21 protein-coding genes and 1 pseudogene are annotated in these 22,989 nt (G+C 68.1%); 16 read left to right on the top strand and 6 right to left on the bottom strand.

The window, feature by feature from the left end:
• Positions 1-21: 21 nt before the first annotated feature.
• The 5 genes from WEA29_00360 to WEA29_00340 all read right to left on the bottom strand — a co-directional run bounded on the left by WEA29_00360 (position 22) and on the right by WEA29_00340 (position 3,453).
• Positions 22-852 (bottom strand): Rieske 2Fe-2S domain-containing protein, encoded by an 831-nt coding sequence (locus tag WEA29_00360; protein ID MEX2322217.1) that lies wholly within the window; start codon positions 850-852, stop codon positions 22-24.
• Positions 849-1,538: a menaquinol-cytochrome c reductase cytochrome b subunit gene (locus WEA29_00355; protein MEX2322216.1), complete on the bottom strand. Its 690-nt coding sequence runs from the start codon at positions 1,536-1,538 to the stop codon at positions 849-851. Before WEA29_00355 ends, WEA29_00360 begins: the two co-directional genes overlap by 4 nt.
• 9 nt (positions 1,539-1,547) lie before the next feature.
• Positions 1,548-2,276 carry a selenite/tellurite reduction operon b-type cytochrome ExtP gene (gene extP, locus WEA29_00350; GenBank protein MEX2322215.1) on the bottom strand — a complete coding sequence of 243 codons (729 nt, stop codon included), beginning with the start codon at positions 2,274-2,276 and terminating at the stop codon, positions 1,548-1,550.
• 116 nt (positions 2,277-2,392) lie between these two features.
• Positions 2,393-2,839: a 4Fe-4S binding protein gene (locus WEA29_00345; GenBank protein ID MEX2322214.1), complete on the bottom strand. Its 447-nt coding sequence runs from the start codon at positions 2,837-2,839 to the stop codon at positions 2,393-2,395.
• Complete coding sequence (locus tag WEA29_00340) at positions 2,839-3,453, bottom strand: hypothetical protein (protein MEX2322213.1); 615 nt, start codon at positions 3,451-3,453, stop codon at positions 2,839-2,841. The genes WEA29_00345 and WEA29_00340 overlap by 1 nt, the downstream gene beginning before the upstream one ends.
• A gap of 150 nt (positions 3,454-3,603) precedes the next feature.
• On the opposite strand from WEA29_00340, the gene WEA29_00335 reads away from it, so the two are divergent.
• A complete protein-coding gene (locus WEA29_00335; GenBank protein MEX2322212.1) occupies positions 3,604-5,535 on the top strand; it encodes a cbb3-type cytochrome c oxidase subunit II in 1,932 nt (643 codons plus the stop codon).
• Positions 5,532-6,746, top strand: a complete 1,215-nt coding sequence (locus WEA29_00330) for a c-type cytochrome (GenBank protein MEX2322211.1) — start codon at positions 5,532-5,534, stop codon at positions 6,744-6,746. Before WEA29_00335 ends, WEA29_00330 begins: the two co-directional genes overlap by 4 nt.
• 127 nt (positions 6,747-6,873) lie before the next feature.
• Here WEA29_00330 and WEA29_00325 read toward each other — a convergent pair whose 3' ends face one another.
• Positions 6,874-8,109 (bottom strand): geranylgeranyl reductase family protein, encoded by a 1,236-nt coding sequence (locus tag WEA29_00325; GenBank protein ID MEX2322210.1) that lies wholly within the window; start codon positions 8,107-8,109, stop codon positions 6,874-6,876.
• Positions 8,110-8,385: 276 nt separating this feature from the next.
• Between WEA29_00325 and WEA29_00320 the strand changes: the two genes are divergently transcribed.
• The 14 genes and pseudogenes from WEA29_00320 to WEA29_00255 all read left to right on the top strand — a co-directional run.
• Positions 8,386-8,799, top strand: coding sequence for an NADH-quinone oxidoreductase subunit A (locus WEA29_00320; protein MEX2322209.1), 414 nt, complete (start codon positions 8,386-8,388; stop codon positions 8,797-8,799).
• Positions 8,799-9,251, top strand: a pseudogene (locus WEA29_00315) (NADH-quinone oxidoreductase subunit B family protein). The gene WEA29_00320 and the pseudogene WEA29_00315 overlap by 1 nt, the downstream one beginning before the upstream one ends.
• A 14-nt stretch (positions 9,252-9,265) precedes the next feature.
• Positions 9,266-9,739: an NADH-quinone oxidoreductase subunit C gene (locus WEA29_00310; GenBank protein MEX2322208.1), complete on the top strand. Its 474-nt coding sequence runs from the start codon at positions 9,266-9,268 to the stop codon at positions 9,737-9,739.
• Entirely contained in the window at positions 9,736-11,151 is a 1,416-nt protein-coding gene (locus WEA29_00305; GenBank protein ID MEX2322207.1) for an NADH-quinone oxidoreductase subunit D, read from the top strand. Before WEA29_00310 ends, WEA29_00305 begins: the two co-directional genes overlap by 4 nt.
• Complete coding sequence (locus WEA29_00300) at positions 11,148-11,762, top strand: NAD(P)H-dependent oxidoreductase subunit E (protein ID MEX2322206.1); 615 nt, start codon at positions 11,148-11,150, stop codon at positions 11,760-11,762. The genes WEA29_00305 and WEA29_00300 overlap by 4 nt, the downstream gene beginning before the upstream one ends.
• On the top strand, positions 11,759-13,045 hold the full coding sequence (gene nuoF / locus WEA29_00295; protein ID MEX2322205.1) for an NADH-quinone oxidoreductase subunit NuoF: 1,287 nt from the start codon (positions 11,759-11,761) through the stop codon (positions 13,043-13,045). Before WEA29_00300 ends, nuoF begins: the two co-directional genes overlap by 4 nt.
• Positions 13,038-15,401, top strand: coding sequence for an NADH-quinone oxidoreductase subunit NuoG (gene nuoG / locus WEA29_00290; GenBank protein MEX2322204.1), 2,364 nt, complete (start codon positions 13,038-13,040; stop codon positions 15,399-15,401). Before nuoF ends, nuoG begins: the two co-directional genes overlap by 8 nt.
• Complete coding sequence (gene nuoH, locus WEA29_00285; GenBank protein ID MEX2322203.1) at positions 15,398-16,504, top strand: NADH-quinone oxidoreductase subunit NuoH; 1,107 nt, start codon at positions 15,398-15,400, stop codon at positions 16,502-16,504. The genes nuoG and nuoH overlap by 4 nt, the downstream gene beginning before the upstream one ends.
• A gap of 139 nt (positions 16,505-16,643) precedes the next feature.
• Positions 16,644-17,387, top strand: coding sequence for an NADH-quinone oxidoreductase subunit NuoI (gene nuoI, locus WEA29_00280; protein ID MEX2322202.1), 744 nt, complete (start codon positions 16,644-16,646; stop codon positions 17,385-17,387).
• Positions 17,384-17,908 carry an NADH-quinone oxidoreductase subunit J gene (locus WEA29_00275; protein MEX2322201.1) on the top strand — a complete coding sequence of 175 codons (525 nt, stop codon included), beginning with the start codon at positions 17,384-17,386 and terminating at the stop codon, positions 17,906-17,908. The genes nuoI and WEA29_00275 overlap by 4 nt, the downstream gene beginning before the upstream one ends.
• Positions 17,908-18,210 carry an NADH-quinone oxidoreductase subunit NuoK gene (gene nuoK / locus WEA29_00270; protein ID MEX2322200.1) on the top strand — a complete coding sequence of 101 codons (303 nt, stop codon included), beginning with the start codon at positions 17,908-17,910 and terminating at the stop codon, positions 18,208-18,210. The genes WEA29_00275 and nuoK overlap by 1 nt, the downstream gene beginning before the upstream one ends.
• Positions 18,207-20,081 (top strand): NADH-quinone oxidoreductase subunit L, encoded by a 1,875-nt coding sequence (nuoL, locus tag WEA29_00265; protein MEX2322199.1) that lies wholly within the window; start codon positions 18,207-18,209, stop codon positions 20,079-20,081. The genes nuoK and nuoL overlap by 4 nt, the downstream gene beginning before the upstream one ends.
• A 235-nt stretch (positions 20,082-20,316) precedes the next feature.
• Positions 20,317-21,822, top strand: a complete 1,506-nt coding sequence (locus tag WEA29_00260; protein ID MEX2322198.1) for an NADH-quinone oxidoreductase subunit M — start codon at positions 20,317-20,319, stop codon at positions 21,820-21,822.
• Between the two features lie 82 nt (positions 21,823-21,904).
• Positions 21,905-22,989 (top strand): NADH-quinone oxidoreductase subunit N (locus WEA29_00255; GenBank protein ID MEX2322197.1); only part of this gene is annotated, 1,085 nt, incomplete at its 3' end.

Raw genomic sequence — 22,989 nt, 5'->3', positions numbered from 1 at the left:
CACCCCGCTCGTGGTCGTCGCTCACAGACACGACGGTCCTTGCGGGTACTCGGTGCTCTTGACCCGGGAACGGGAGGTCTGGATCACCTGTCCGGTGTCCACGATGAAGTTGCCGGCGTCGTCGAGCGACACCACGAAGCGGTCGAGGTTCCGGGGTGCCGGTCCGTCCTCGTATTCGCCGTGGTAGTTGTACTTGGAGGAGTGGCACGGGCATTCGAAGCCCTGGCTGCTCTGGCAGGTCGGCACCCGGCAGCCGAGGTGCACGCACCGTTGCCACAGCGCCATCAGGCCGCCGGCGACGACCGGGAGTCCCTCGAAGCTGGTCCCGTCGGTACTCCCCTGGAAGGGCACGATGTAGGCCTGGGCGGCCGAGGCGAAGAGTGGCTGCACCCGGCCGTCGGGGAGGAAGACGCTTCTGGTGAGGTCATCGATGGTGCCGATGACCACGCGGCCTCCGAAGCCGCCGCCCCGGAGCTTCGGCCACATGAAGGCGAGTGAGGCGATGCCGAACTGGGCGAGGAACACACCGAAGATGGCACCGACCCCGCGGTTGAAGAACTGCCGCCGGGTGATGTCGTACTCCTCGCGGCCGATTTCGGGTCGGAGTTGCCGGGGGTCGACCGGAGGCTCCTCGTCGGTGGCCGTGGCCTCCGCTGCGATGGGCTCCCGCTCAGGGGAGCGCCGACGCTTCTCCACATCGCGGCCACGACGGCGGGCCTTGCGGTCGAGTCGACCGGTGGTTCCCTCGTCCGTTTCCCCGGTGCCGCGTCGGTAGGCCACGCTGCCGATGGCGACCACGGCGAGGATCGCGATGATGGCGAATGCCAGTGAGAGGATCTGTGGCGCGCTCATAGGTCGAAGAAGATCCCGTCTCTCCACGGATACGAGAAGTTGAGTCCGGGACCCCGGTAGAAGGATCCGATCATGGTGAGGATCGCCGAGGCCATCACGAAGAAGGTGAACACCATGATGGCGAACTTGCGATCCGAAGGCAGTGTTGAGCGGTTGCGGTCCACATAGGGGATGGAGGCGAGCCCGGCCAGTCCGAGGCCCGGGATGAGGACGCCTGCCACCTGGGCGTCGAAGTAGGACAGCAGCTCCTGGAGGCCGAGGAAGTACCACGGGGCCTTTGACGGATTCGGCTGGTCGTTCGGATTGGCGAACTCGAGGAGCGGGGCGTCCTGGAACACGGAGAAGACGGTGAGCAGGGCGGTGACCACCAGCAGCGCCACGAACTCCATGCCGAGCAGGTGGGGCCACACATGCACCTTGTCGGTGGGCTCCTTCTTCACCTGCTGGATGGCTCGAGCCTTGACCACGGTCAGGAGGCGCTGGGTGCGGACGCCCTCTGGGATGGCTAGAGCGGAGGGGGCCGACGAGACCGCGGTGGCCACGGTGGCCGCCGGCGCCGCCGACTCGCCGTTGCCCTCTGAGGGCGCGGCGCCGAACTCGACGAGCACCTCGTCGACGGACACGCCGCGAGCCTTCGCTCTCGCCTGTGCGGCTCGTCTGAGGAGATGTTCGGGGATGTCAGCCATGGTCGATCCTTAGAGCGGTCCGGAGATGCCGCCGTCTTTGCGCACGCGCCAGAAGTGGACGGCCATGAAGATCACGATGAGGAACGGAAAGGCGAGGACGTGGAGCACGTAGAAGCGCAGCAGCGTCGCCGCCCCCACCTGGAGCCCCCCGAGCAGTACGAACGTCACCTGGTCACCGAACACGGGGGTGTAGCCACCCATGTTGGATCCCACCGTCACCGCCCACAGGGCCAGCTGGTCCCAAGGGAGCAGGTAGCCGGTGAAGGAGAGGAACAGGGTGAGAAAGAGCAGGACGACGCCGACCACCCAGTTGAACTCGCGCGGCGGCTTGTAGGCGCCGTGATAGAAGACCCGGGTCATGTGCAGGAACACCGTGATCACCATCAGGTGGGCGCCCCATCGGTGCATGTTGCGCACCAGCTGCCCGAAGGCGACGCTCGTGGACAGCGAGGCGATGTCCTCGTACGCGTCGGGCGAGGCGGGCGTGTAATAGAACATGAGGAAGATGCCCGTGATGGTCAACAGGATGAACAGGAAGAAAGAGAGCCCTCCCAGGCACAGGGTGTAGGAAAGGCGGACGGCGTGCCGCTTCACCTTCACCGGGTGGAGGTGATAGAGCACGTTGTTCATGATCACGTAGGACCGGTTGCGGGGGCTGTCGCCGTAGCCTTTGCGGAACGGCGAACCGGGCCGGAAGATCGACTCCCAGACCTCGCTGTCGCGCACGCGGCCGGGCATCTCGGCGAGCCGAGTGCCGATGCCCTTCTTCCCGTCGCCGTTTCCGCTGGTCAACCCGTCCTCCGTGTTCTCAGTCTCTTACCCGGCCGAGCCGAGCGTCAAATCTGCGCCGTTCCTCAGAACCGCATGCCGTAGGCATAGCCGTGTTTGTGATCTCGCTGCCCCGTGTCCACCGCCCACGGCGCGCTCACCGCGAGCTCCTCCGCCTGGGCGGCCAGCGACCCCTCATACTTGCCGAGGCTGATCACGTTGGTCGGGCACCGGTCGACGCACAGGGCACATCGGGTGCACTCGTCCTCGTCGACGATGAACACCCCGTAGTTGGTGGCGTCCTGGCGCGGGTCGTCGACGTTGGTCGCCTCGGCGATCGTGTCGAGGGAGAGATAGTGGATGCACTTCCAGGGGCAGATGTCGACGCAGCCCTCGCACAGGATGCACTCGGCCTGATCGATGTGGAGGAACTGCTTGGGCTTGACGGCTGCGGTCAGATAGGACCCGTCCACGAGGGTCAGCTGGTAGTCGTCCCGAAAGGGAGGGGTCTCGAACCAGGCTTCGTTCGCCATCAGCGGCTTCCCTTGACGACGGGGCGACCGTAGAGCGACGTGGACGGCGGCTTGGGCTCACCGCGCCGTTTGCTCCACTCCTGCACCTGATATGGCACCACCATGAACAGGACCAGCACGGTGGTGGCGTAGCCGGCCACTACGAGGTCTTTGAGCGTGTCGTAGCTGATCTGGACGGTGTTGTTGAGCACGAGCCACGACGGGATGGTAAGGAAGATCCTGCGGCTCGACCACTCGAGGGTGCCCTGGAACAGCGCCAGCATCTCGTTGGGGACGATGCCGAACAGGATGATGACCTCGAGGGTGAACAGGAAGGCGCCGAGGGTGGCGAGCGCCCAGGTCAACTTCCGATCGAAGATCCAACCGACGACGATGCCCGCAATCAGCACCTGGCTGCCGAGGAATGCCGTCGCCTTCGAGAGGGTTGGCAGGATCCAGCACGACCCGGCCTCCTCGAACCACAGGCACCTCGGGATGCTCGGGTAGATCCGCTGACCGATGGCGTCGGTCGGGGGGAGCGCCGTGAAGTGGGCCAGCAGGGTGCCGCCGATGAGCAGGACCGAACCGACGACGACGCCGATGATCCCGAGACGCTTCCTGAGTCGATCCGACACCGACGAGGCTCCTGTTCCGACGGGCGGTCATTGTACGCGCGCCGGTGCCAACACCAGAGCCGACGGAGAAGCCGGTGTGGCGCGCGGGGAGGTCGGGCCTACTCGCTAACCTCCCGCCGTGACCATGGCGAGACACGGAGGCTTCGGGGCGTGACCTCGGCTACCGAGACGATGGACACCGCTGAGCCGACCGATGCGCCGGGCGGACTCCGCGGGCTGATCACCAATCCGGCGTTCGGGTCGCTGGCGATCCGCGGCCACTTCCTGATCTCGTCGCTGTTCTTGATCGTCGGCCTGGCCCTCCTGGGGCTTGCCACGGCGAAGTTGGTCTGGCCCGGCCTGCTTGCCGACACCGCACTGCTCTCGTTCGGTCGGATCTGGCCGATGGCCCTGTGCTCGCTGGTCTTCGGGTGGCTGACCATCGGCCTCGCCGGCGTCACCCTCCACGCGGTGCCCCGGACCCTGGGCGTGCCGCTGGCGCTCCCGGCGTTCGCCCTCGGCAACCTGCTCCTCATGGCCGCGGCCACCGCATACGGTGTCGCCGCCATCGGGTTCGGACAGAGCGAAGGTGCGGGTCTCGCCGCCATGCCGCTCTTCGCCGACGGCCCGCTGCTCCTCTCCTACCTGACCCTGGCCGGGTTGGTCACCCTCACCGCCCGGCGAGCCGACCGCTCTGCGGTGCCGCTGTCGTGCTGGTATCTGATTGCGGCGCCGTGGTGGTTGGTGGCCTCCTACGCCGTTGGCGCCGCTCCGGACCTCACCGGTATCCCCGGCGAGGTGCAGGCGGCGTTCTCGTCCACCGCGATCATCGGGCTCTGGATCGCCGCGGCCACTGTCGGCGTCGGCTACTACCTCGTTTCTCGGCGCGTGCCCGACGCCGCGTTCAACGGCGACCTCGGCCGTATCGGCTTTTACTCGTTGGCCTTCACCTGGGTGTGGACGACCGGCCTCGCCTTCCAGTACGGCCCGACCGGAGACTGGTTCGAGACGCTTCCGATCGTCTTCGGCGTGGGACTGGCCGTCGGGGTGGTCGCCATCCTCGCCGACTTCGCCATGGCCCTTCGCGGTCGGTGGGCCGCGGTCGCCGCCGACGCGCCATTGACCCTGTTCGCCCTCGGATCGCTGCTCTTCGGTCTGGTTCCGGTTCTCATGCTGACCCTGAGCCTTCGATCCGGTTCCGCCATCCTGCGGTTCACCAGGTTCGAGACCGGGGTGTTCATCGTCACCGTCATCGGTGCGTTCACCCTCTGCGCCATGGCTGCGGTGGCTCATGCGGTCGACGAACACCGGTCGGGGGCTGGCGGGGGCCGCGTCCTGCAGGCTGTCGGCCTGGCCGCCTTCGGGGGTGCCGTGGTCGCAGCCGGCAGTCAGATGATCGCCGGACTGCAGCAGGGGCTGGCATGGCTGGCGATCGTGCAGGACGGCCGGGTTCCTGTAGGTGACGACTTCGCCCCCTCGGTCGTGGGCGTTCGCGGACTCGACCGGGTGACCACCGGGTCGCTCGCCGTCGTGCTGGCCGCGGCCTCCCTGTTTGCTCTCTGGGTGCTGCTGCGGTCGTTCGCTCGCTCGGAAGAGGAAGCGGAACGGTCCTCTGCAGTCCTGACCACCGCCCGGTTGCGGACGGTCGGGCGGACGGTGGTGCTCCTGTTCGCCGTCGGGGCACTCGGGGCGTATTACCTGCCGGCCGTCGACGCCGACACCGGGCCGTCGATCCTCGCCGAGCGGTCACGGGCGCACGCCGAGGGCTCGCTCGCCGACCAGGGGCGCTCGCTCTATGTCACGGAAGGGTGTGTGTATTGCCACACGCAGGAGGTGCGCCCCATCGTCACCGATGCTCGGATGGGCGCCGTGTCCGATCTCGGTGACTACGCGTTCGACCCTGCCGGCATCAGCGGGTTCAGTCGAATCGGACCGGATCTCGCCCACGCCGGGTCGCGTTCCCCCACCGATTCGCCGCTGTGGATTCGTGATCACCTGATCGACCCCCGCGCGGCGCGGCCGTGGTCGTCGATGCCGTCATACCGCCATCTCACCGACGACGAGCTGACCGCACTGTCCGTCTACGTTTCGGGGCTGGAATGAGCTTGGACGACCTGATCGCAGCGGCGGCGGAGAAGATGGGTATGCCGGCGGCCATGGTCCGCCGATCTGCGGAGGCTCGCGCCAAGGCCGAGGGGCTCAGCCTCGAAACGGTTCTCTCCGAGTGGGCGGGCGTCGACGCACCGGAGTCGCCGAGCGAGGGTGGTGCCCCCGACGAGGCGGCGGCGGAGGCTGCGCCCGCCGCCAAGCCGGAACCTGCCCCGAAGCCGGCGGCGACGGGCATCGACAAGTTCGTGGAGATGGCGGCCGAGGCGATGAAGATGCCGGCGAGCATGGTCCGGCGGTCGGCGGCGGCGCGCGCCGACGTCGAGGGGCGCTCCTACGAGGAGGTCCTCGCCGACTGGGCAGGCGTGGACGTCGCCGAGGTCCGGGCTGCCGCCGAGGAGAAGCCCGCTCCCGCCGAAGAGCCTGCGGAGGCACCGGCGGCGGCGGCGGACGAGGGGGCTGCCGAGGTTGCCGCCGAGGAAGCGCCAGCGGCGGCTACAGCCGAGGGCGACGACCAAGAGGAGGCAGAGCCGGAGGAAGAGGCTCCCGCCGCGGTGGAGGTCATCGGCGAGGCAGCGGAACCGGACTCTCGTGCAGTCGAGGAGGGCGAGCCGGAGCTGGTCGGGGCGGGTTCCGGTGTGCCCCGTTGGCTGTCGACCCTGTTCGTGGTCGGCCCGGCCGTGGCGATCATCTACGCCGCCTTCCTTCCCAACGGTCCCAACTGTGGCGATGCAGGTCAGCTCGCCATCGATCCGGTCACCGGCGTCGCCGTCGAGTGCGACGGCTCTGCTTACGGAGAGGTGGTCGTCGACTACCTGGCGATGGGTGCCGAGTTGTTCGAGGTGTGGGGGTGCGCCGGTTGCCATGGTGCTGGCGGCGGTGGTGGCTCGGGTCCTGCGTTCACCGGTGGCGCACTCCCGGAGACCTTCCCCGAGGGCCAGTGTGGCCAGCACACTGAGTGGATCCGGCTCGGGACCACAGGGTGGCCCGATCCCACATACGGAGCCAACGACAAACAAGTCGGTGGCTTCGGGGTCATGCCCGGGTTCGGATCGAACCTGACGGACACGGAGCTCGCCGCGGTTGCGCTGTACGAGCGCGTTCAGTTCGGTGGCGAGACCCTCGACGCGGCCCTCGACGACTGCGGCCTCACCGACGACGGCGAGGACGCCGATGAAGTCGACGAGGTCACCTTAGAGGCGCCCTAGCTTCGTTCGCTATTCGCCATTCGGTCGCCGTCGCTCTTGCGTTGAGCGTTGAGCGTTGAGCGTTGAGCGTTGGCAACTGGTAGCCGGTAGCCGATAGCCGGCCCCTCGCCCCTGGCTCCTCGCCCCTCTAAAGCTCCGGCCCGACCGCCACCACGCGTTCGATCATCCGGTAGACCTCTTCGCCGATGTGGCGTTCGTCGGGCCTCAGGATATTGGCCATGACTCTCAGGGTCCACTCCATGAGAGGGCGGGAGCGAAGCCCGGTGCGCGTCAGGATCCGCATGGCGCCGGGGCGACCGATCAGGTGGACGAAGGCGCGGGCTACCTTGTAGTACAAGCCGTAGGTGTCGGTGATCTCGTCCCTATAGCCCCAGAGCATCGTGTGATCGTCGGCGGCGATAGCCCGGCCCACGTGCCGGGCGGCGATGCGACCGGTCTCGTAGGCATAGGCGATGCCCTCCCCGTTGAACGGGTTGATCGCTCCGGCGGCGTCACCGATGACCACCCAGTTGGGCCCGACCAGCGGTCCGACGGAGAAGGACATCGGGAGCTTGCCGCCGCGTGCATCGGTGACCTGGGACTGATCGGTGAGTCCCCAATGGTCGGGCGCCGACTCCGCCATCGCTTCCATGAGCACCGTCGTGTTGAGTTCCTTCCATCGACGGAAGGTGGAGAGGACTCCGACGCCCAGGTTGACGGTCCCGTCGCCGAGCGGGAACACCCACCCGTAGCCGGGGACGCTGGCGCCGCTGTGATCCCGCAGGTCGAGTTGGCTCTCCATGAATCCGTCGGTCGACATGGGACTCGCGTAGTAGGCGCGCGCCGCCAGTCCGTACGGGCGGGTCTTGTCGCGTGCGGTGCCGAGGTCACGACCGAATCGGGACAGCGACCCGTCGGCGACCACGACGAACCTCGGCTCGACCACTTCTACGTCGTCCCCGGAGGTGAGCCGGACCCCGGTGATCCGTCCATCGGTGACGATCGGCATCGCCGTGGTGTGCTGTCGAACCACGACGCCCTGCTTCTCGGTCAGCCGCGCCACCTGGTGATCGAGGTCGGCGCGTCTGATCACCCCGCCCCACCGGGGCAGCGTCGGGTGGTCGGGCCACTCCATCTCGATGACCAGCTCGGACGAGTAGGCACGCAGCCCGGTGATGCGGTGGAACTCGGGAACGGCGAAGTCGAAGCCCATCTGTTCGAGCTGGTAGATGGACCTGGGGGTGAGGCCGTCGCCGCAGGTCTTGTCCCGCGGGTACTCGTGCTTCTCGACGAGGAGCACCTGGTGCCCATCGCGCGCCAACCAGTAGGCGGCCGCGGATCCTCCCGGCCCACCACCGACCACGAGCACGTCGATCTTCGTCACGACGATGGAGGCTAGGAGACTTCGAGTAGCGACTCTCTCCCCCCGAAGGGGGGAGTACCGCCGAAGGCGGGGAGGGGGGAGGGCGATCGCTACGGGGGCCTCGCGACGCGTCAACACTCCCCCTCCGTCATCGGCCTCTGGCCGATGCCACCTCCCCCCTCGGGGGAGGAAAGGTGAAAGAGTCATGAGCTGCGAAGCGGCAAAGCCGCTTCGCTCGGTTTCTTCCCTCTGGCTCATGACTCCTAATCTCACCCCGACCCACCAACCGCGAGTGAGATGTCTCTGAGCGATTACCTGCCCATCGGTCTCATGTTCCTGCTGGTGGTGGCATTCGGCGGGGTGTCGATCATCGCGACGCGCTGGCTGGCACCGCAGAGACCGACACCGGAGAAATCCGAGCCCTACGAGTCGGGCATCGTGCCGATCCATGAACCGGTCGAGCGATTCCCGGTGCGTTTCTACGTCGTGGCGATGCTGTTCGTCGTGTTCGACATCGAGATCATCTTCCTGTTCGCCTGGGCCGTCGAGTTCTACGACCTCGGTTGGTACGGCATGGCTGCCATCGGCGTGTTCACCGTGCTGCTGGTGGAGACGCTGGTGTACGTGTGGAAGCGAGGGGCACTGGACTGGAGTGAGCGGTCGCGAGCCCGGTATCGCCGGGTGGTCGCCCCAGGTGGGGAGGAGGCGTAGTGGCGCGCCCGGCCGCTCCGTCGAACTTCCTGGTCGCGACCCTCGACAAGGCGGTCGCCTGGGCCCGTACCCATTCCATGTGGCCCGCATCTTTCGGGCTCGCCTGCTGCGCCATGGAGATGATGGCGACCGGTGGAGCCCACAACGACCTGTCACGGTTCGGCATGGAGGTGTTTCGCGGGTCGCCGCGACAGGCAGACTTGATGATCGTCGCAGGCCGGGTGTCGCAGAAGATGGCTCCGGTGCTGCGCCAGGTCTATGACCAGATGGCCGAGCCGAAGTGGGTGATCTCGATGGGCGCCTGTGCGTCCACCGGCGGCATGTTCAACAACTACGCCCTCGTCCAGGGGGTCGATCAGGTGGTGCCGGTGGACGTCTATGTGCCGGGGTGCCCCCCGGGGCCGCAGTCGCTGATGCACGGCATCCTCACCCTGCACGACAAGGTGCGGGCGGAGGCGGCTACACGATGATCCACGAGATGGTCCAGAGGGTCGCCGATGCGGTCCCCGGTTCCCAGCTCGAGGAGTCGTTCGGTCAGGCGCAGGTGCGCGTCCCCACCGAGCGACTGGCCGAGGCGGCGATGGCGGCACGCGATGCGGGCTTCCTCATGTTCGTCGACCTGTGCGCCGTCGACTACCTGCACCGGTCGCCGCGGTTCGAGGTCGTCGCCGTGTTGTTGTCGCTGGATCCTCCGGTCCGGTTGCGCCTGGTGACGGGAGCCGACGCGGACGCGCCGGTGGTCCCGTCGCTCACCTCGGTGTACCCGGGCGCCAACTTCTACGAGCGCGAGGCTTACGACCTGTTCGGAGTTCGGTTCGAGGGTCATCCCGACCTGACCAGGATCCTGCTCCCGGACGACTGGGAGGGCCACCCCCTGCGCAAGGACACCCCTGTCGGGGCGGTGCCCGTGCAGTTCAAAGATGCGCGGGAGGTGACGTGAGCAACCCGCCCGACATCCCATCCGGCGAGCTGGAGAGGCCAGCCCGGGTCGGCGACGACACCGTTGCCCTTTCGGACCGGGTGATCAAGGAACTGTGGCTGTCCGGCACCGAGGCGCCCGGCATCATGGAACGGTTCACCTCCGAGGGCACCCAGGAGATGCGCCTCGACGAGGAGGGTGCGGTCCTCGCCGAGCAGATGGGCACCCTCGTCGACGACGACTTCGAGATCGGCGCGTTCACCTCGGACGATGAGCGGCAGATCCTCAACGTCGGGCCACAGCATCCGGCCACTCACGGGGTCCTGCGCCTCCAGTTGGAGTTGGAGGGCGAAGTCATCCGCCGCTGCAAGCCGGTGATCGGATACCTGCACACGGGCATGGAGCAGACGGCCGAGGTCCTCACCTACATGCAGGGCCCCACCAACGTCACCCGCATGGACTACCTGTCGCCGTTCTTCAACGAGCTGTGCTTCTCCCTCGCCGTGGAACGCCTCATGGGCGTCGACGTCCCGCCGCGGGCGCAGGCGATCCGGGTCCTGATGACCGAGCTCAACCGGATCTCCAGCCACCAGCTCTGGCTGGCCACCGGAGGCATGGACATCGGGGCGGTGTCGATGATGATCTACGGATGGCGCGAGCGCGAGTCGGTGCTCGCCTTCTTCGAGCAGACCACCGGGCTGCGCATGAACCACAATTACATCCGTCCCGGTGGCGTGGCCGCCGACCTCCCCGACGGATGGGAGGGCACGGTCGGTGGGCTCCTGGAGACCCTCCCCAAGGGCATCGACGAGTACGACGCCCTCCTCACTCAGAACCCCATCTTCCTGGATCGCACCCAGGGCATCGGGGTGCTCACCCCGGAGGAGTGCCTCGCCTACGGCGTCACCGGGCCGATGCTGCGGGCGTCCGGTGTCGACTTCGACCTGCGCAAGGCCTTCCCCTACTCGGGCATCGAGCAGTACGACTTCGACGTTCCGCTCGGCAGGCATGGCGACGTGTACGACCGCTACCTGGTCCGCATGGAGGAGATGCGCCAGTCGCTGCGCATCGTGCGTCAGGTACTCGAGACGATGCCGTCGGGCGACTACCGCACCGAGGACCGCAAGGTCACTCCGCCGCCCCGAGCCCGCATCGACCAGTCGATGGAGGCGCTCATCCACCACTTCAAGCTGTTCACCGAAGGCTTCAAGGTGCCGCCGGGTGCCGTCTACGAGGCGGTCGAGTCGCCGCGCGGCGAGCTCGGCATGTACCTGGTGTCCAACGGCAGTGCCAAGCCTTGGCGCCTCCACGTGCGCGGCCCGTCGTTCGCCAGCGTGCAAGTGCTGCCGGTGATGCTCTCCGATGGCCTGATCGGTGACGCCATCGCCGCACTCGCCTCGGCGGACCCGGTGCTGGGAGACGTAGACCGATGAGAGCGTGGAGTGACGAGACGATGGAGCGGGCGCGGAGCCTGGTGGCGTCCTACCCCGAGACACGATCGGCGGTGATGCCGCTGCTGTACCTGGCGATGAGCGAGGAAGGCGGTTCGCTCACCGACGACGGCATGCGCGTCGTGGCCGACCTAATCGGCATCACCCCCGTGCAGGTGAAGGCGGTGGCCTCCTTCTACACGATGTACAAGCGCCATGTGGGTCGCCACCTGGTCTCGGTGTGCACTTCCATCTCGTGTCACCTACTCGGCGCCGATGAGGTGCTGGCCGCGGCTACCGACGAGGTCGGCGTACCGGTCGGAGGCACCGCCGCCGATGGGTCGGTAACGGTCGAGGGGGTCGAGTGCATCGGTGCCTGTGGCGGTGCCGTCGCGGTTCAGGTCGACTACGAGTTCGTCGAGGGGGTCACTCCGGAGGCGGCGCGGTCCCTGTGCCGCTGGCTCGTCGACGAGTCGCCCGGGACGGTTCGCAGCGACGACATGCAGGAGCGGTTCGGCGGGCGCACCGCCTTCGACTGGGGCTCGGAAGACCAGACCGAGGCCGTAGGGCCGATACCCGCTTTCGGCCCGTACGGAACGGCGGGTGGCGCATGACCGACCGGATCCTCACCACCCTGATGACCGAGCATCCGACGGACAGCCACACCCTGCCTCGGTACCAGGCCGAGGGGGGCTACACCGCACTGCGCGCCGCTCTGGCCATGAAGTCCGAGGAGATCGTGGAGCAGGTGAAGGCGTCCAACCTGATGGGCCGGGGCGGTGCCGGCTTCCCGACCGGCGTCAAGTGGGGCTTCCTCGCACCGGGCGCCGACCGGTACCTGGTGGTCAACGCCGACGAGTCCGAGCCGGGGACGTTCAAGGACCGACAGCTGCTCGAGCGTGACCCGCACCAGGTGCTCGAAGGCATCCTCATCTCCGCCTTCGCCCTCGGCGTCCACCGCGTGTTCGTCTACGTCCGCGGCGAGTACCCCCGACCTGCGCGACGGATGCAGGCCGCCATCGATGAGGCCCGGGGCGCCGGTCTGGTGGGAGACGACGTCGCCGGTAGCGGGTACGCCATCGAGGTGTCCGTGCACCTCGGGGCCGGCGCCTACATCTGCGGCGAGGAGACCGCGCTGCTCAACAGCCTGGAGGGCCGACGCGGCGAGCCCAGGATCAAGCCGCCGTTCCCGGCGGTCGAGGGCCTGTACGCCCTGCCAACCATCGTCAACAACGTGGAGACCCTGGCCAATATCCCGTGGATCGTGGCGAACGGCGGCGCAGCCTACGACGCCATCGGCCCCGAGGGGTCCCGCGGTACCCGCATGTTCTCGCTGTCGGGCCACGTCGAGCGCCCCGGGAACTACGAGATCGTCATGGGCCTGAGCTGGCGAGAGCTCATCTACGACGTGGGCGGCGGCGTGCGCGACGGGCGCGGTCTGAAGGCCTGGATCCCGGGCGGGGCATCGGCACCGTGGTTCGTGCCGGCACTTCACCTGGACACACCCGTCACCAATGACGACGTGGGGCGCCTCGGTTCGATGCTGGGCTCCGGGGCGGTCGTCGTCATGGACGAGACCACCGACGTGGTGGCGGCGGCGCTGAGCATCGTCAAGTTCTTCGCCCACGAGTCCTGCGGGGAGTGCACACCGTGTCGGGAGGGCACGACCTGGTTGGAGCAGATTCTCGATCGCATCCTCCACGGCGCCGGCCGACCCACCGACCTAGACCTGCTGCTCGACATCTCCGACAACATCAGCCCCGGACTGCGCTGGCCACCGACGATGACGACGATCTGCCCGTTGGGTCCGTCGGCGGTGTCTCCGATCACCTCGATCATGACGCACTTCCGCGGCGAGGTAGAGGAGATGGTGATGGCGGGGACGGCCCATGTCTGAACGGATCACGATCACCGTCGACGGCAAGGCGTTGGAGGTCGACCCGGGGACGCTGCTCATCGAGGCGGCCGAGAGGAACGGCACCTACATCCCGCGGTTCTGCTGGCACGCTCGGATGAAGCCGGTCGGCATGTGCCGCATGTGCCTGGTGGAGGTGGAAGGCCCCCGCGGCCCGATGCTCACCACCTCGTGCACCGCGGTGTGCACCGAGGGCATGGTGGTCGACACCCGGTCGGACACCGTGAAGAAGGCCCAGGAGGGCGTCCTCGAGTTCCTGCTGATCAACCACCCCCTCGACTGCCCGGTGTGCGACCGCGGCGGCGAGTGCCCGCTGCAGGATCAGACCCTGTCCCACGGGCCCGGCGAGAGTCGGTTCGTCGAGGAGAAGCGGCACTTCGAGAAGCCGATCGCCATCAGCGACCTGGTCCTCCTCGACCGGGAGCGCTGCATCCTATGCGCCCGCTGCACCCGGTTCAGCGACGAGATCAGTGGTGACCCGCTCATCGAGTTCCTCGATCGCGGCACCTACACCCAGATCAACACCTTCCCGGACGAGCCGTTCGCCTCGTACTTCTCCGGCAACACGGTCCAACTGTGTCCGGTGGGGGCCCTCACCGCCACGCCGTACCGGTTCCGTGCTCGGCCGTGGGACCTGGAGGCGGTCGAGAGCACCTGCACCGGCTGCGCGGTCGGCTGTCGGGTGTCGGTGCAGGCGAGTCACAACGAGGTGCTTCGGCTGCTCGGCGTCGACGTCGAAGCCACCAACCACGGGTGGCTGTGCGACCGGGGCCGGTTCGGGTTCGAGTACCTGCGGTCGCCGGGCCGCCTGTCGGCTCCCCTTGTGCGAAACGACGACGGCGAGCTGGTCGAGAGCGGCTGGGCGGAGGCGCTCGACGCCGCGGCGGCGGGCCTGCGCCGGGTGATCGATGGCTCGGGTCCGGAGGCGGTTGCCGGCATCGGCGGCGCCCGCAGCACCAACGAGGAGGCCCATGCCTTCGCCACCCTGCTGCGCGACATCATCGGCACCCCGCATCTCGACGCAGCCGTCGGAGAGGCCCCCGACCCGCTCCTGTTGACCGGCGCCGCCAACCGCGGGGTCATCGGTGACCTGGAGACCGCCCGAACCATCCTGGTGTGGGGCCCAGACCTCAAGGAGGACCTGCCGGTCCTGTACCTCCGGGTCCGGCGGGCCGCCATGGAACTCGGCGCCACCCTGATCGTCGCCCATCCCGCGCCGACCGGTCTCGACCATTGTGCCGATCACGTGCTGCGCTACCGCCCCGGTGATGGCGCCGGACTGCTGGCGCGGCTCACCGGTGGCGACGACGAGCTCGCGCCGGTCACGGCGGCGCTCGGCGAGGGCCCGGTGGTCGCCATCGTCGGCCGCACCGGGATGACCGAGGATCCCGGCCTGGCGAACGCCGTGGCCGCCTTCGCCGCCGGGCTCCCCGACGCTCGGGTGCTCCCGGCCGCGCACCGCGGCAACCTGTTCGGGGCCATCGACATGGGGATGAGCCCGGTGACCGGCCCTGGACGCGTTGCCTTCGACGGGGCGAGCCGTGGTCGCGACACCACCGGCATCCTGGAGGCGCTCGACTCGGGCGAGATCGGGGCCTTGGTGCTGCTCGGAGCCGACCCGGCGGCCGACCATCCGTCCTCGGCGAAGGCTCGAGCGGCGATCGACAAGGCGTCGTTCGTGGTCTCGTTCGACCTTTTCGTCACAGAGTCGAATCGCGGTGCCGACGTGATCTTCCCGGTGGACGCCTTCGCCGAGGTGGAGGGCACCGTCACCAACCTCGAGGGTCGGGTCCAGAAGGTCAATCGGCTGGTCCCCGGCGTCGGGCAGAGCCGACCTGCGGTCGAGGCGATCGCCGACCTCGTATCCCGGCTCGGCGGGTCGATCCCCGCCACGGCGGCGGCGATGGCCGATCGGATCCGCGAGACGGTGCCCGGATACGACGAGGTGTCGTGGGCGACGCTGGGATGGGGCCCGGGTCGCGACGGGGTGGTGGTCAGCGCATCGTCGCCCGCTCCCGACGCAGCGGTGAATGGCTCCGCACCCGACGGCATGGCTTTGCACCTGGGCCGGGTGCTCTACGGCGCCGGCACGATGATCGCCGCCGGTCCGTCACTGGCGAAGCTGGTGCCCGCGCCGACGGCACGGCTGCATCCGGAGGACGCCGAGCGGCTCGGTGTGGTCGAGGGGGCCAGCGTGACCGTCACCGGGGACGGCGGCGAGGCCGAACTCCCGGTGAGGATCGACCCCGGGCTCCTGCCCGGGACGGTGGCGGTGCCCGCCAACCTGGGGTTGTCGTTCGGTACGTCGCCGGCGGTGTCGGTGGAGGCGGTCTCGTGATCGACTTCCTCGAGGGTCTGTTCGCCTCGACCTTCTGGACGGCGGTGATCAAGGTGGTGGTGGCCTTCGCCCTGCTCATGGTCACCGTGATGCTGCTGGTGTGGTTGGAGCGGCGGCTCATCGCAGTGATGCAGAACCGGATCGGACCGAACCGGGCGGGACCGTTCGGGCTGCTCCAGACCGTGGCGGACGGCGTCAAGCTGTTCTTCAAGGAGAGCATCCGGCCGCGCCGCGCCGAGTTCGGTCTGTACCTGTTGGCCCCGATCGCCGCAGCCATCCCGGCATTCCTCATCTTCCTGGTGATTCCGATCGGCCGGCCGTTCACCATCGGTCAGACCCGGGTCACCATGCAGGTGGCCGACCTCAACGTGGCCATCCTTTTCGTCCTCGCCATGTCATCGATCGCGGTGTATTCGATCGTGCTCTCCGGTTGGGCCTCCGGGTCCAAGTACCCGCTGCTCGGCGGAGTGCGGGCCACCGCCCAGATGATCTCCTACGAGACGGCGATGGCCCTGTCCCTGGTACCGGTGGTCCTGTTCGCCTCGGCTCAGATCGCCGGGGGGAGCGCGGGCGTGGGAACCATGTCCCTGTCGACGATCGTCGAGCTCCAGGCGGGTTCGTTCCGCGGGCCGATCCCGGGTTGGTTCGTGTTCTGGTTGCTTCCCTCGTTCATCGTGTTCTTCATCGCCGGCGTGGCCGAGACCAACCGCCCACCGTTCGACATGGTCGAGGCCGAGTCCGAGCTGGTCGGCGGGTACCACACGGAGTACTCGGGGGTCCGTTTCGCCCTGTTCTTCCTGGCCGAGTACATCAGCATGTTCAACATCGCCGCCCTCGCGGTCACACTGTTCCTCGGTGGCTGGCTGGGGCCGGACTTCGGGCTCCCGCCGTGGATCGCCTGGGCGATGCCAACCTTCTGGTTCCTGCTCAAGACCTACGCCCTGGTGTGCGTGTTCGTGTGGATCCGGGCATCGCTTCCCCGGATGCGTTACGACCGGCTCATGACGTTCGGCTGGAAGCGACTCATCCCGTTCAGCCTGGTGTGGCTGATGTTGTTCGCCCTGCTCCAGTCCTGGCGAAGGTTCGGTGCACCATGGTCCTGAGACAGATGGCAGATCGCAGATGGCAGACAGTCGATGGCGGATGGCGGATGGCAGATGGCACTGTCGCCCCGCGCGGGCGTGTCCTCATGGTCGATCTGCCGTCTGCCGTCCGCCATCCGCGGCCTCGAAGAGGACGCCGATGAGTCTTCTTGGTCCCTTCGCCGGCTTTGGTGTGACCTTCCGCCAGATCTTCAAGCGCAAGGTGACCATCCAGTACCCCGAGGTGAAGCGGGTCAAGCCGCAGCGGTTCCACGGCCGGCACGTGCTCAACCGGTATCCCGACGGGATGGAGAAATGCATCGGGTGCGAGCTGTGCGCCGGGGTGTGCCCGGCCCGATGCATCTACGTTCGCGGCAAGGACAATCCGCCCGACGCACCGGTGAGCCCGGGGGAGCGGTACGGGTTCGTCTACGAGATCAACATGCTGCGCTGCATCTTCTGCGCACTGTGCGTCGAGGCCTGTCCGACCGAGGCGATCACCATGACACACCTCTTCGAGATGTCGGTGGACAATCGCCGTGACGCCATCTACACCCGCGACGACCTGCTGATGGACGAGGACGGCGCCGTCCCGCATCCCCAGCCGGATTCGATCCTCATCGACAAGGGGGAGCTGCGCCTCGGCGACGGCTGGATGCGAGCCACGGCCTCGTCAGGACGGGCGGCGTACGAGGGCGTCGTCGCCTGGACCCCGACCTTAGGGGTCGGTACCCGCCCACCCGAGACCGGCCAGAACCCCGACCCCGAACCCGGCGCCCTGCTCCCCAAACTCGAAGAGCCGCAGCCACAACCGAAGGGCCTGAGGCGACTCCTGGACCGCCTTCCCCTCCCCGGCCGCCGCCGGACGGGCAACGGGGAACGGGAAACAGGTAACCGACAATGATCGAGATGTCCCTCTTCATCGTGTTCGGCGCCGCCGCCGTGTACGGCGGCCTGGTGATGATCCTCGCTCGCAACCCCGTGTTCTCGGCCCTCGGGCTGATGCTGTCGATGTTCTCGCTGGCGATCTTCTACGTGGTCCAGGGCGCCCACTTCATCGCCGCCGTCCAGATCATCATCTACGCCGGTGCCGTGATGACGCTGTTCCTGTTCGTCATCATGCTCATCGGTGTCGATCGTGCCGTGAGTCGTGAGGAGACACTCCCGCTCCAGCGTCCCATGGCCCTCGGGCTCCTCGCCCTTTTCGGTGCCGGGATCCTGCTCGCCGGCCGCACCGCCTGGGTGATCGCCCCTCCCGGGCTCGGCGCACCGTCCGGGACGGCAGAGGTGATCGGTGACGCGCTGTTCAGGCGCTGGCTGCTGCCGTTCGAACTCACCGCCCTGCTGCTGGTGGTCGCCGCGGTGGGGACCGTCGCCCTGGCGCTCTGGCGGCGGGGTGACGACGAGGCGGAGGAGTCGTCGTGATCGTCACTTCCGGCTGGTACATGGCCCTCGGAGCGGTGCTCTTCGTCATCGGGATGGCGGGCATCCTGCTGCGGCGCAACGCCCTCGTCATGTTCATGTCGGTCGAGCTGATGCTCAACGCGGTCAACCTAACTTTCGTCGCTGCGGGGCGCGAGCTGCGGGTCATCGAGGGCCAGATCTCGGTGCTGTTCGTGATGGTGGTGGCCGCCGCCGAAGTGGTGGTCGGACTGGCGATCATCGTCGCCGTGTTCCGACGCCGGGGTACGGCCTCGGTCGATGCCTTGGCGGAGCTGCGCGGATGAGCGCCGACCTGCTCGTCTCGCTGGTCCTCCTGTTCCCGCTGGCCGGGACGGTGATGCTGTTCGCCTTTGGGCGTCGCCTGGGAGAACCGCTTGCCGGGGTGGTGGGGACCCTCAGCATTGCCGGCGCATTCCTAGCCGCGTTGGTCGGGTCCGCCGACTTCTTCACCGGCACCGGCACCGCCGAGACGGCGCGCTGGTTCTCCTGGCTCCCCGCCCTCGGGGTCGACATCGAGCTGCGGTGGGATGCGCTGTCGTCCCTGATGGCGCTGGTGGTCACCGGCGTCGGCGGACTCATCCACCTCTACTCGATCGGCTACATGCACGGCGACGCCCGGTTCCCCCGGTTCTTCGCCTACCTCAACCTGTTCGTCACGTCGATGCTCGTGCTGGTGCTCGCCAACGGGTTCGCCGTGATGTTCATCGGCTGGGAGCTGGTCGGTCTGTCGTCGTACCTGCTCATCTCGTTCTGGTTCGAGCGCGACTCGGCGGCCGCCGCCGGCAAGAAGGCGTTCGTGGTCAACCGGGTCGGCGACGTCGGCTTCATCGTCGCCCTCATGCTCGTGTTCTCGTCGTTCGGCACGCTCAGCTTCGATGGGGTGCTCGACACCGCACCGTCGGTGCTGTCGCCGGGCACGGCGACAGCCATCGCCCTGCTGCTCCTGGTCGGTGCGATCGGCAAGTCGGCGCAGCTGCCGCTGTTCGTCTGGCTCCCCGACGCCATGGAGGGTCCGACGCCGGTGTCGGCCCTCATCCACGCGGCGACGATGGTGACCGCCGGCGTGTACCTGGTCGCCCGGACCGCCGTGATTTTCGAGATGGCGCCGGTGGCTGCGGCGACGGTCGGCATCGTCGGCGCCGCCACCGCGCTCTTCGCCGCCACCATCGCCCTCGCCCAGTCGGACATCAAGCGGGTGCTCGCCTACTCGACCATCAGCCAGCTTGGTTTCATGTTCCTGGCCGTCGGCGCCGCCGCCCACGTCGCCGGGGTGTTCCATCTCATGACTCACGCCTTCTTCAAGGCACTGCTGTTCCTGGGGGCCGGCGCCGTCATCCACGGGATGTCCGGGGAGCAGGACATGGCGCGGATGGGTGGACTGCGCAAGGCGATGCCGGTGACCTTCGCCGTGATGTCCGTGGGGTGGCTCGCCATCTCCGGGATCCCACCGTTGTCGGGCTTCTGGTCGAAGGACGAGATCCTCGCCTCGGTGTTCGGACTCGGGGGTCTCTGGACCGTGCTGTGGGCGATGGGGATGCTGGCCGCTCTCCTCACTGCCTTCTACATGACCCGGATGATGTGGCGAACCTTCTTCGGGGCGCCGCGTTGGGCCGAGGGGGTGCACCCGCACGATCCGCCGAGGAGCATGAGGATCCCCCTCGTCGTTCTCGCCGTGCTCTCCGTGGTCGGCGGCCTCATCAACACCCCCTGGCTTCTGGGCCTGGAGCACTTCCTCGCCCCGGTGTTCGCCGCCGTGCACCTCACCCATCCCCCGGAGGGGGCGACGCTGTTGGTGCTCGCCGCGGTCGCCGTCGGGGTCGCCGTCGCCGGCATCGCCGCCGGGATCGCCCGGTATCGGACCGAGCAAGCCGAGAAGACCGGTGTGTGGCACACCCTCGAGCGCGGCTACTTCGTCGACGACGTCTACGGCCAGGTGTTCGCCCGTACCGGCAAGCTGGGTGCCGCCTGGCTGGCATTCCGCTTCGACGCCCGTGGCATCGACCGCCTCGTCGAGGGAACCGGATCGCTCACCCGCCGCGCCGGCTTGCTGCTGCGCCCCCTCCAGACCGGATTCGTCCGCTCGTACTCGGCAGGCATCGTGCTCGGCGCGGTTGCTCTGCTCGCCTGGTTCCTCGTGCGGGGAGGGGTGTTGTGAGTCGCCCGACACCCGCCACCCGCTCTCTCCCCCCGAAGGGGGGATTCCCGCAGGGAGCGAAGCGACCGGAGGGGAGGGGGGAGGGCGAACGCGCCCGAGGCCTCGCGACGCGTCTGGCCTTCCCCTCCGTCTCGGCCCTTCGGGCCGATCCACCTCCCCCTTCGGGGGAGGAAATGAAGACTGGCCCAGCCCTCTCCGCGCGCCCAGGTGGTGCGCCCACCGGAGGTGGGCTCTGATGGACTTCCCGCTCCTCTCGTTGATCGTCGTGGCGCCGGTGGTGGTGGCCGTCGCCGTGTTGCTGGTGCCCCGGCAGCGACCGCAGTTGCTGCTGCCTACCGCCGTGGTCGGGACCACGGTGGTGTTCGGGCTCACGGTGTGGTTGCTGGTCGCCTTCGAGACCGGAAACGGTGGGTTCCAGCTGGTCGAGCGGGTGACCCTCTACCAACCGTGGGGCGTGGCCTGGCACCTCGGGGTCGATGGCATCTCACTGTTCCTGGTGGTGCTCACCGGGTTGCTGTTTCCGATCGCCCTGGCTGCCTCGACGACGATCACCGACCGGCTGCGCGGCTACCTGGTGTCGATGCTGGTCCTCCAGGCGGCCATCTTCGGGGTCTTCCTGTCCCTCGACCTGCTCGTCTTCTTCGTGTTCTGGGAGGCGATGCTCATCCCGATGTACTTCATCATCGGTATCTGGGGTGGAGAGCGCCGGGTGCACGCTGCCATCAAGTTCGTCCTGTACACGGCGCTGGGCTCGGCGCTGATGTTCGCCGGCATCCTCGCCCTGGCCGTGGTCGGCGGGTCGGGCGGTCCCTCGTTCGACTTCGTCGAGCTGCTCGGTGCCGACATCACCCGGACCGCACAGATGTGGCTGTTCGCCGCCTTCGGCCTGTCGTTCGCCATCAAGGTGCCGGTGTTCCCGTTCCACACCTGGCTCCCCGATGCGCACGTCGAGGCACCGACCGCGGGCTCGGTGGTCCTCGCCGGTGTGTTGCTCAAGCTGGGCACCTACGGCTTGCTTCGCTTCAACCTGACGCTGTTCCCCGAAGCGGCGGTGGAGTTCGTCGTGCCGCTGGCCGTACTAGCCGTCATCGGCATCGTGTACGGCGGCATCGTCGCCATCGTCCAGCCCGACGTGAAGCGGTTGGTGGCCTACTCGTCGGTGAGCCACATGGGGTTCGTGCTGCTCGGCATCGCCGCCCTCACCACGTCGAGCCTCCAGGGTGGGGTCATCCTGATGGTCAGCCACGGCATCACCACCGGGGCCCTCTTCCTCCTGGTCGGGATGATCTACGAGCGGCGACACACCAGGGAGATCGCCCACTTCGGCGGGCTGGCCACTGTGATGCCCCTCTACGCCGCCGCCTTCCTGGTCACCGCTTTCGCCTCGATCGGCCTTCCGGCCCTCAACGGGTTCGTCGGCGAGTTCATGGTGCTCATCGGCTCGTTCCTCACGCTGCCGGTCTACGCCATCGTCGGTGCCTCCGGTGTGGTGCTCGCCGCCGTGTACCTGCTGTGGGCGTACCAACGGATGTTCACCGGCGAGATCACGGTCGAGGAGAACCGCGGGCTGAGCGATCTGAGCATGCGTGAGCGGCTCATCATTGCCCCGCTGCTGATCCTCATGCTGGTCATGGGCCTCTACCCGAAGCCGGTGCTCGATCGGATCGAGCCGTCGGTTGATCACCTGATCGAGCGCATCGAGCAGACCACCGACTATCGCCAACCGGAGCCAGGACGATGAGCCGTCACCCGTCACCCGTGCCCTTTTGGAAGCTGGAAGCTGGAAGCTGGAAGCTGTTCATCACCGAACCGGAGGTTCGGCGATGAACTTGGACTTCCTCGCGGTCGCTCCCGTCGTCGTCCTCACGGTGGCCGTGGTGGCCCTGCTCATGGTCGACGTCCAACTGAAGACACCGAACCCGCGCTGGTGGGCCGCGTGCGCGGTGATCGGGCTCGGTGGGGCGACCGTGGCGTCGGCCTTCCAGTGGGCCACCCACCGCGGCGGCGACGGTGCGCGCTACTTCACGGACATGATCGTCATCGACGGGTTCTCTTCATTCGCCGGTCTGGTCGTGTTCCCCGTGTCGGCGCTCGGACTGGTCGCTGCCTGGCCGCTCGCCCGGTCGCTGGGCAAGCGCGGCGCCGAGTTCGTGACGCTGGTGCTGGTGGCGGCCGCGGGGGCCCACCTGATGGCGGCGGCCAGCAACCTGATCGTGCTGTTCATCGCCCTCGAGGTGTTCTCGATCAGCCTTTACATCCTCGCCGGCTTCACCCGGGAGCGGCCCGATGCCGACGAGGCCGCCCTCAAGTACTTCCTGCTCGGGGCGCTCGCCTCGGCCATCTTCCTGTACGGGGTGGCGCTCACCTTCGCCTCGACCGGCACCACCGACCTCGACGGCATCGCCGAGTTCCTCGGATCGAGGATCATCTTCCGCCCCGGGATCCTCGTCGTCGGCATCGGGCTGGTGATCGTGGGTCTCGCCTTCAAGGTGTCGGCGGTGCCGTTCCACGCCTGGGCACCCGACGTGTATCAGGGGTCGCCGGCGGGGATCACCGGCTTCATGGCCGCCACCGCCAAGGTCGCCGGATTCGCCGCCCTCGCCCGGCTGCTCACCACTGCATTCGATGCCCGTGCCGCCGACTGGGTGCCGGCCCTGGCGGTGATCGCCGCCGCGTCGGTGGTGGTGGGCACCCTGCTCGCCATTGCCCAGAGCGACATCAAGCGGATGCTCGCCTACTCGTCGGTGACCCACGCCGGATTCGTACTGACCGCCCTGGTGGCCAGTGGTGCCGGTATCGAGGCCATGTGGTTCTATCTCGCCGCCTACGCCATCTCGGTGGTCGTCGCCTTCGGAGTCGTGGGGGGGGGGGGGGGGGGGGGGGGGGGGGGGGGGGGGGGGGGGGGGGG

The organism is Acidimicrobiia bacterium (assembly GCA_040902765.1).
GTDB lineage: Bacteria > Actinomycetota > Acidimicrobiia > Spongiisociales > UBA11373 > DATKBG01.
This window is presented reverse-complemented; position numbering and strand designations above follow the sequence as displayed.

Excerpts from the sequence above, each read along its gene's own strand:
- nuoF (MEX2322205.1), top strand. The coding sequence starts at position 11,759 with ATGACCGACCGGATCCTCACCACCCTGATGACCGAGCATCCGACGGAC.
- WEA29_00345 (MEX2322214.1), bottom strand. The coding sequence starts at position 2,839 with ATGGCGAACGAAGCCTGGTTCGAGACCCCTCCCTTTCGGGACGACTAC.
- nuoI (MEX2322202.1), top strand. The coding sequence starts at position 16,644 with ATGAGTCTTCTTGGTCCCTTCGCCGGCTTTGGTGTGACCTTCCGCCAG.
- WEA29_00260 (MEX2322198.1), top strand. The coding sequence starts at position 20,317 with ATGGACTTCCCGCTCCTCTCGTTGATCGTCGTGGCGCCGGTGGTGGTG.
- WEA29_00320 (MEX2322209.1), top strand. The coding sequence starts at position 8,386 with ATGTCTCTGAGCGATTACCTGCCCATCGGTCTCATGTTCCTGCTGGTG.
- WEA29_00360 (MEX2322217.1), bottom strand. The coding sequence starts at position 852 with ATGAGCGCGCCACAGATCCTCTCACTGGCATTCGCCATCATCGCGATC.
- extP (MEX2322215.1), bottom strand. The coding sequence starts at position 2,276 with ATGCCCGGCCGCGTGCGCGACAGCGAGGTCTGGGAGTCGATCTTCCGG.
- nuoL (MEX2322199.1), top strand. The coding sequence starts at position 18,207 with ATGAGCGCCGACCTGCTCGTCTCGCTGGTCCTCCTGTTCCCGCTGGCC.
- WEA29_00300 (MEX2322206.1), top strand. The coding sequence starts at position 11,148 with ATGAGAGCGTGGAGTGACGAGACGATGGAGCGGGCGCGGAGCCTGGTG.
- nuoG (MEX2322204.1), top strand. The coding sequence starts at position 13,038 with ATGTCTGAACGGATCACGATCACCGTCGACGGCAAGGCGTTGGAGGTC.
- WEA29_00330 (MEX2322211.1), top strand. The coding sequence starts at position 5,532 with ATGAGCTTGGACGACCTGATCGCAGCGGCGGCGGAGAAGATGGGTATG.
- WEA29_00275 (MEX2322201.1), top strand. The coding sequence starts at position 17,384 with ATGATCGAGATGTCCCTCTTCATCGTGTTCGGCGCCGCCGCCGTGTAC.
- WEA29_00310 (MEX2322208.1), top strand. The coding sequence starts at position 9,266 with ATGATCCACGAGATGGTCCAGAGGGTCGCCGATGCGGTCCCCGGTTCC.
- WEA29_00355 (MEX2322216.1), bottom strand. The coding sequence starts at position 1,538 with ATGGCTGACATCCCCGAACATCTCCTCAGACGAGCCGCACAGGCGAGA.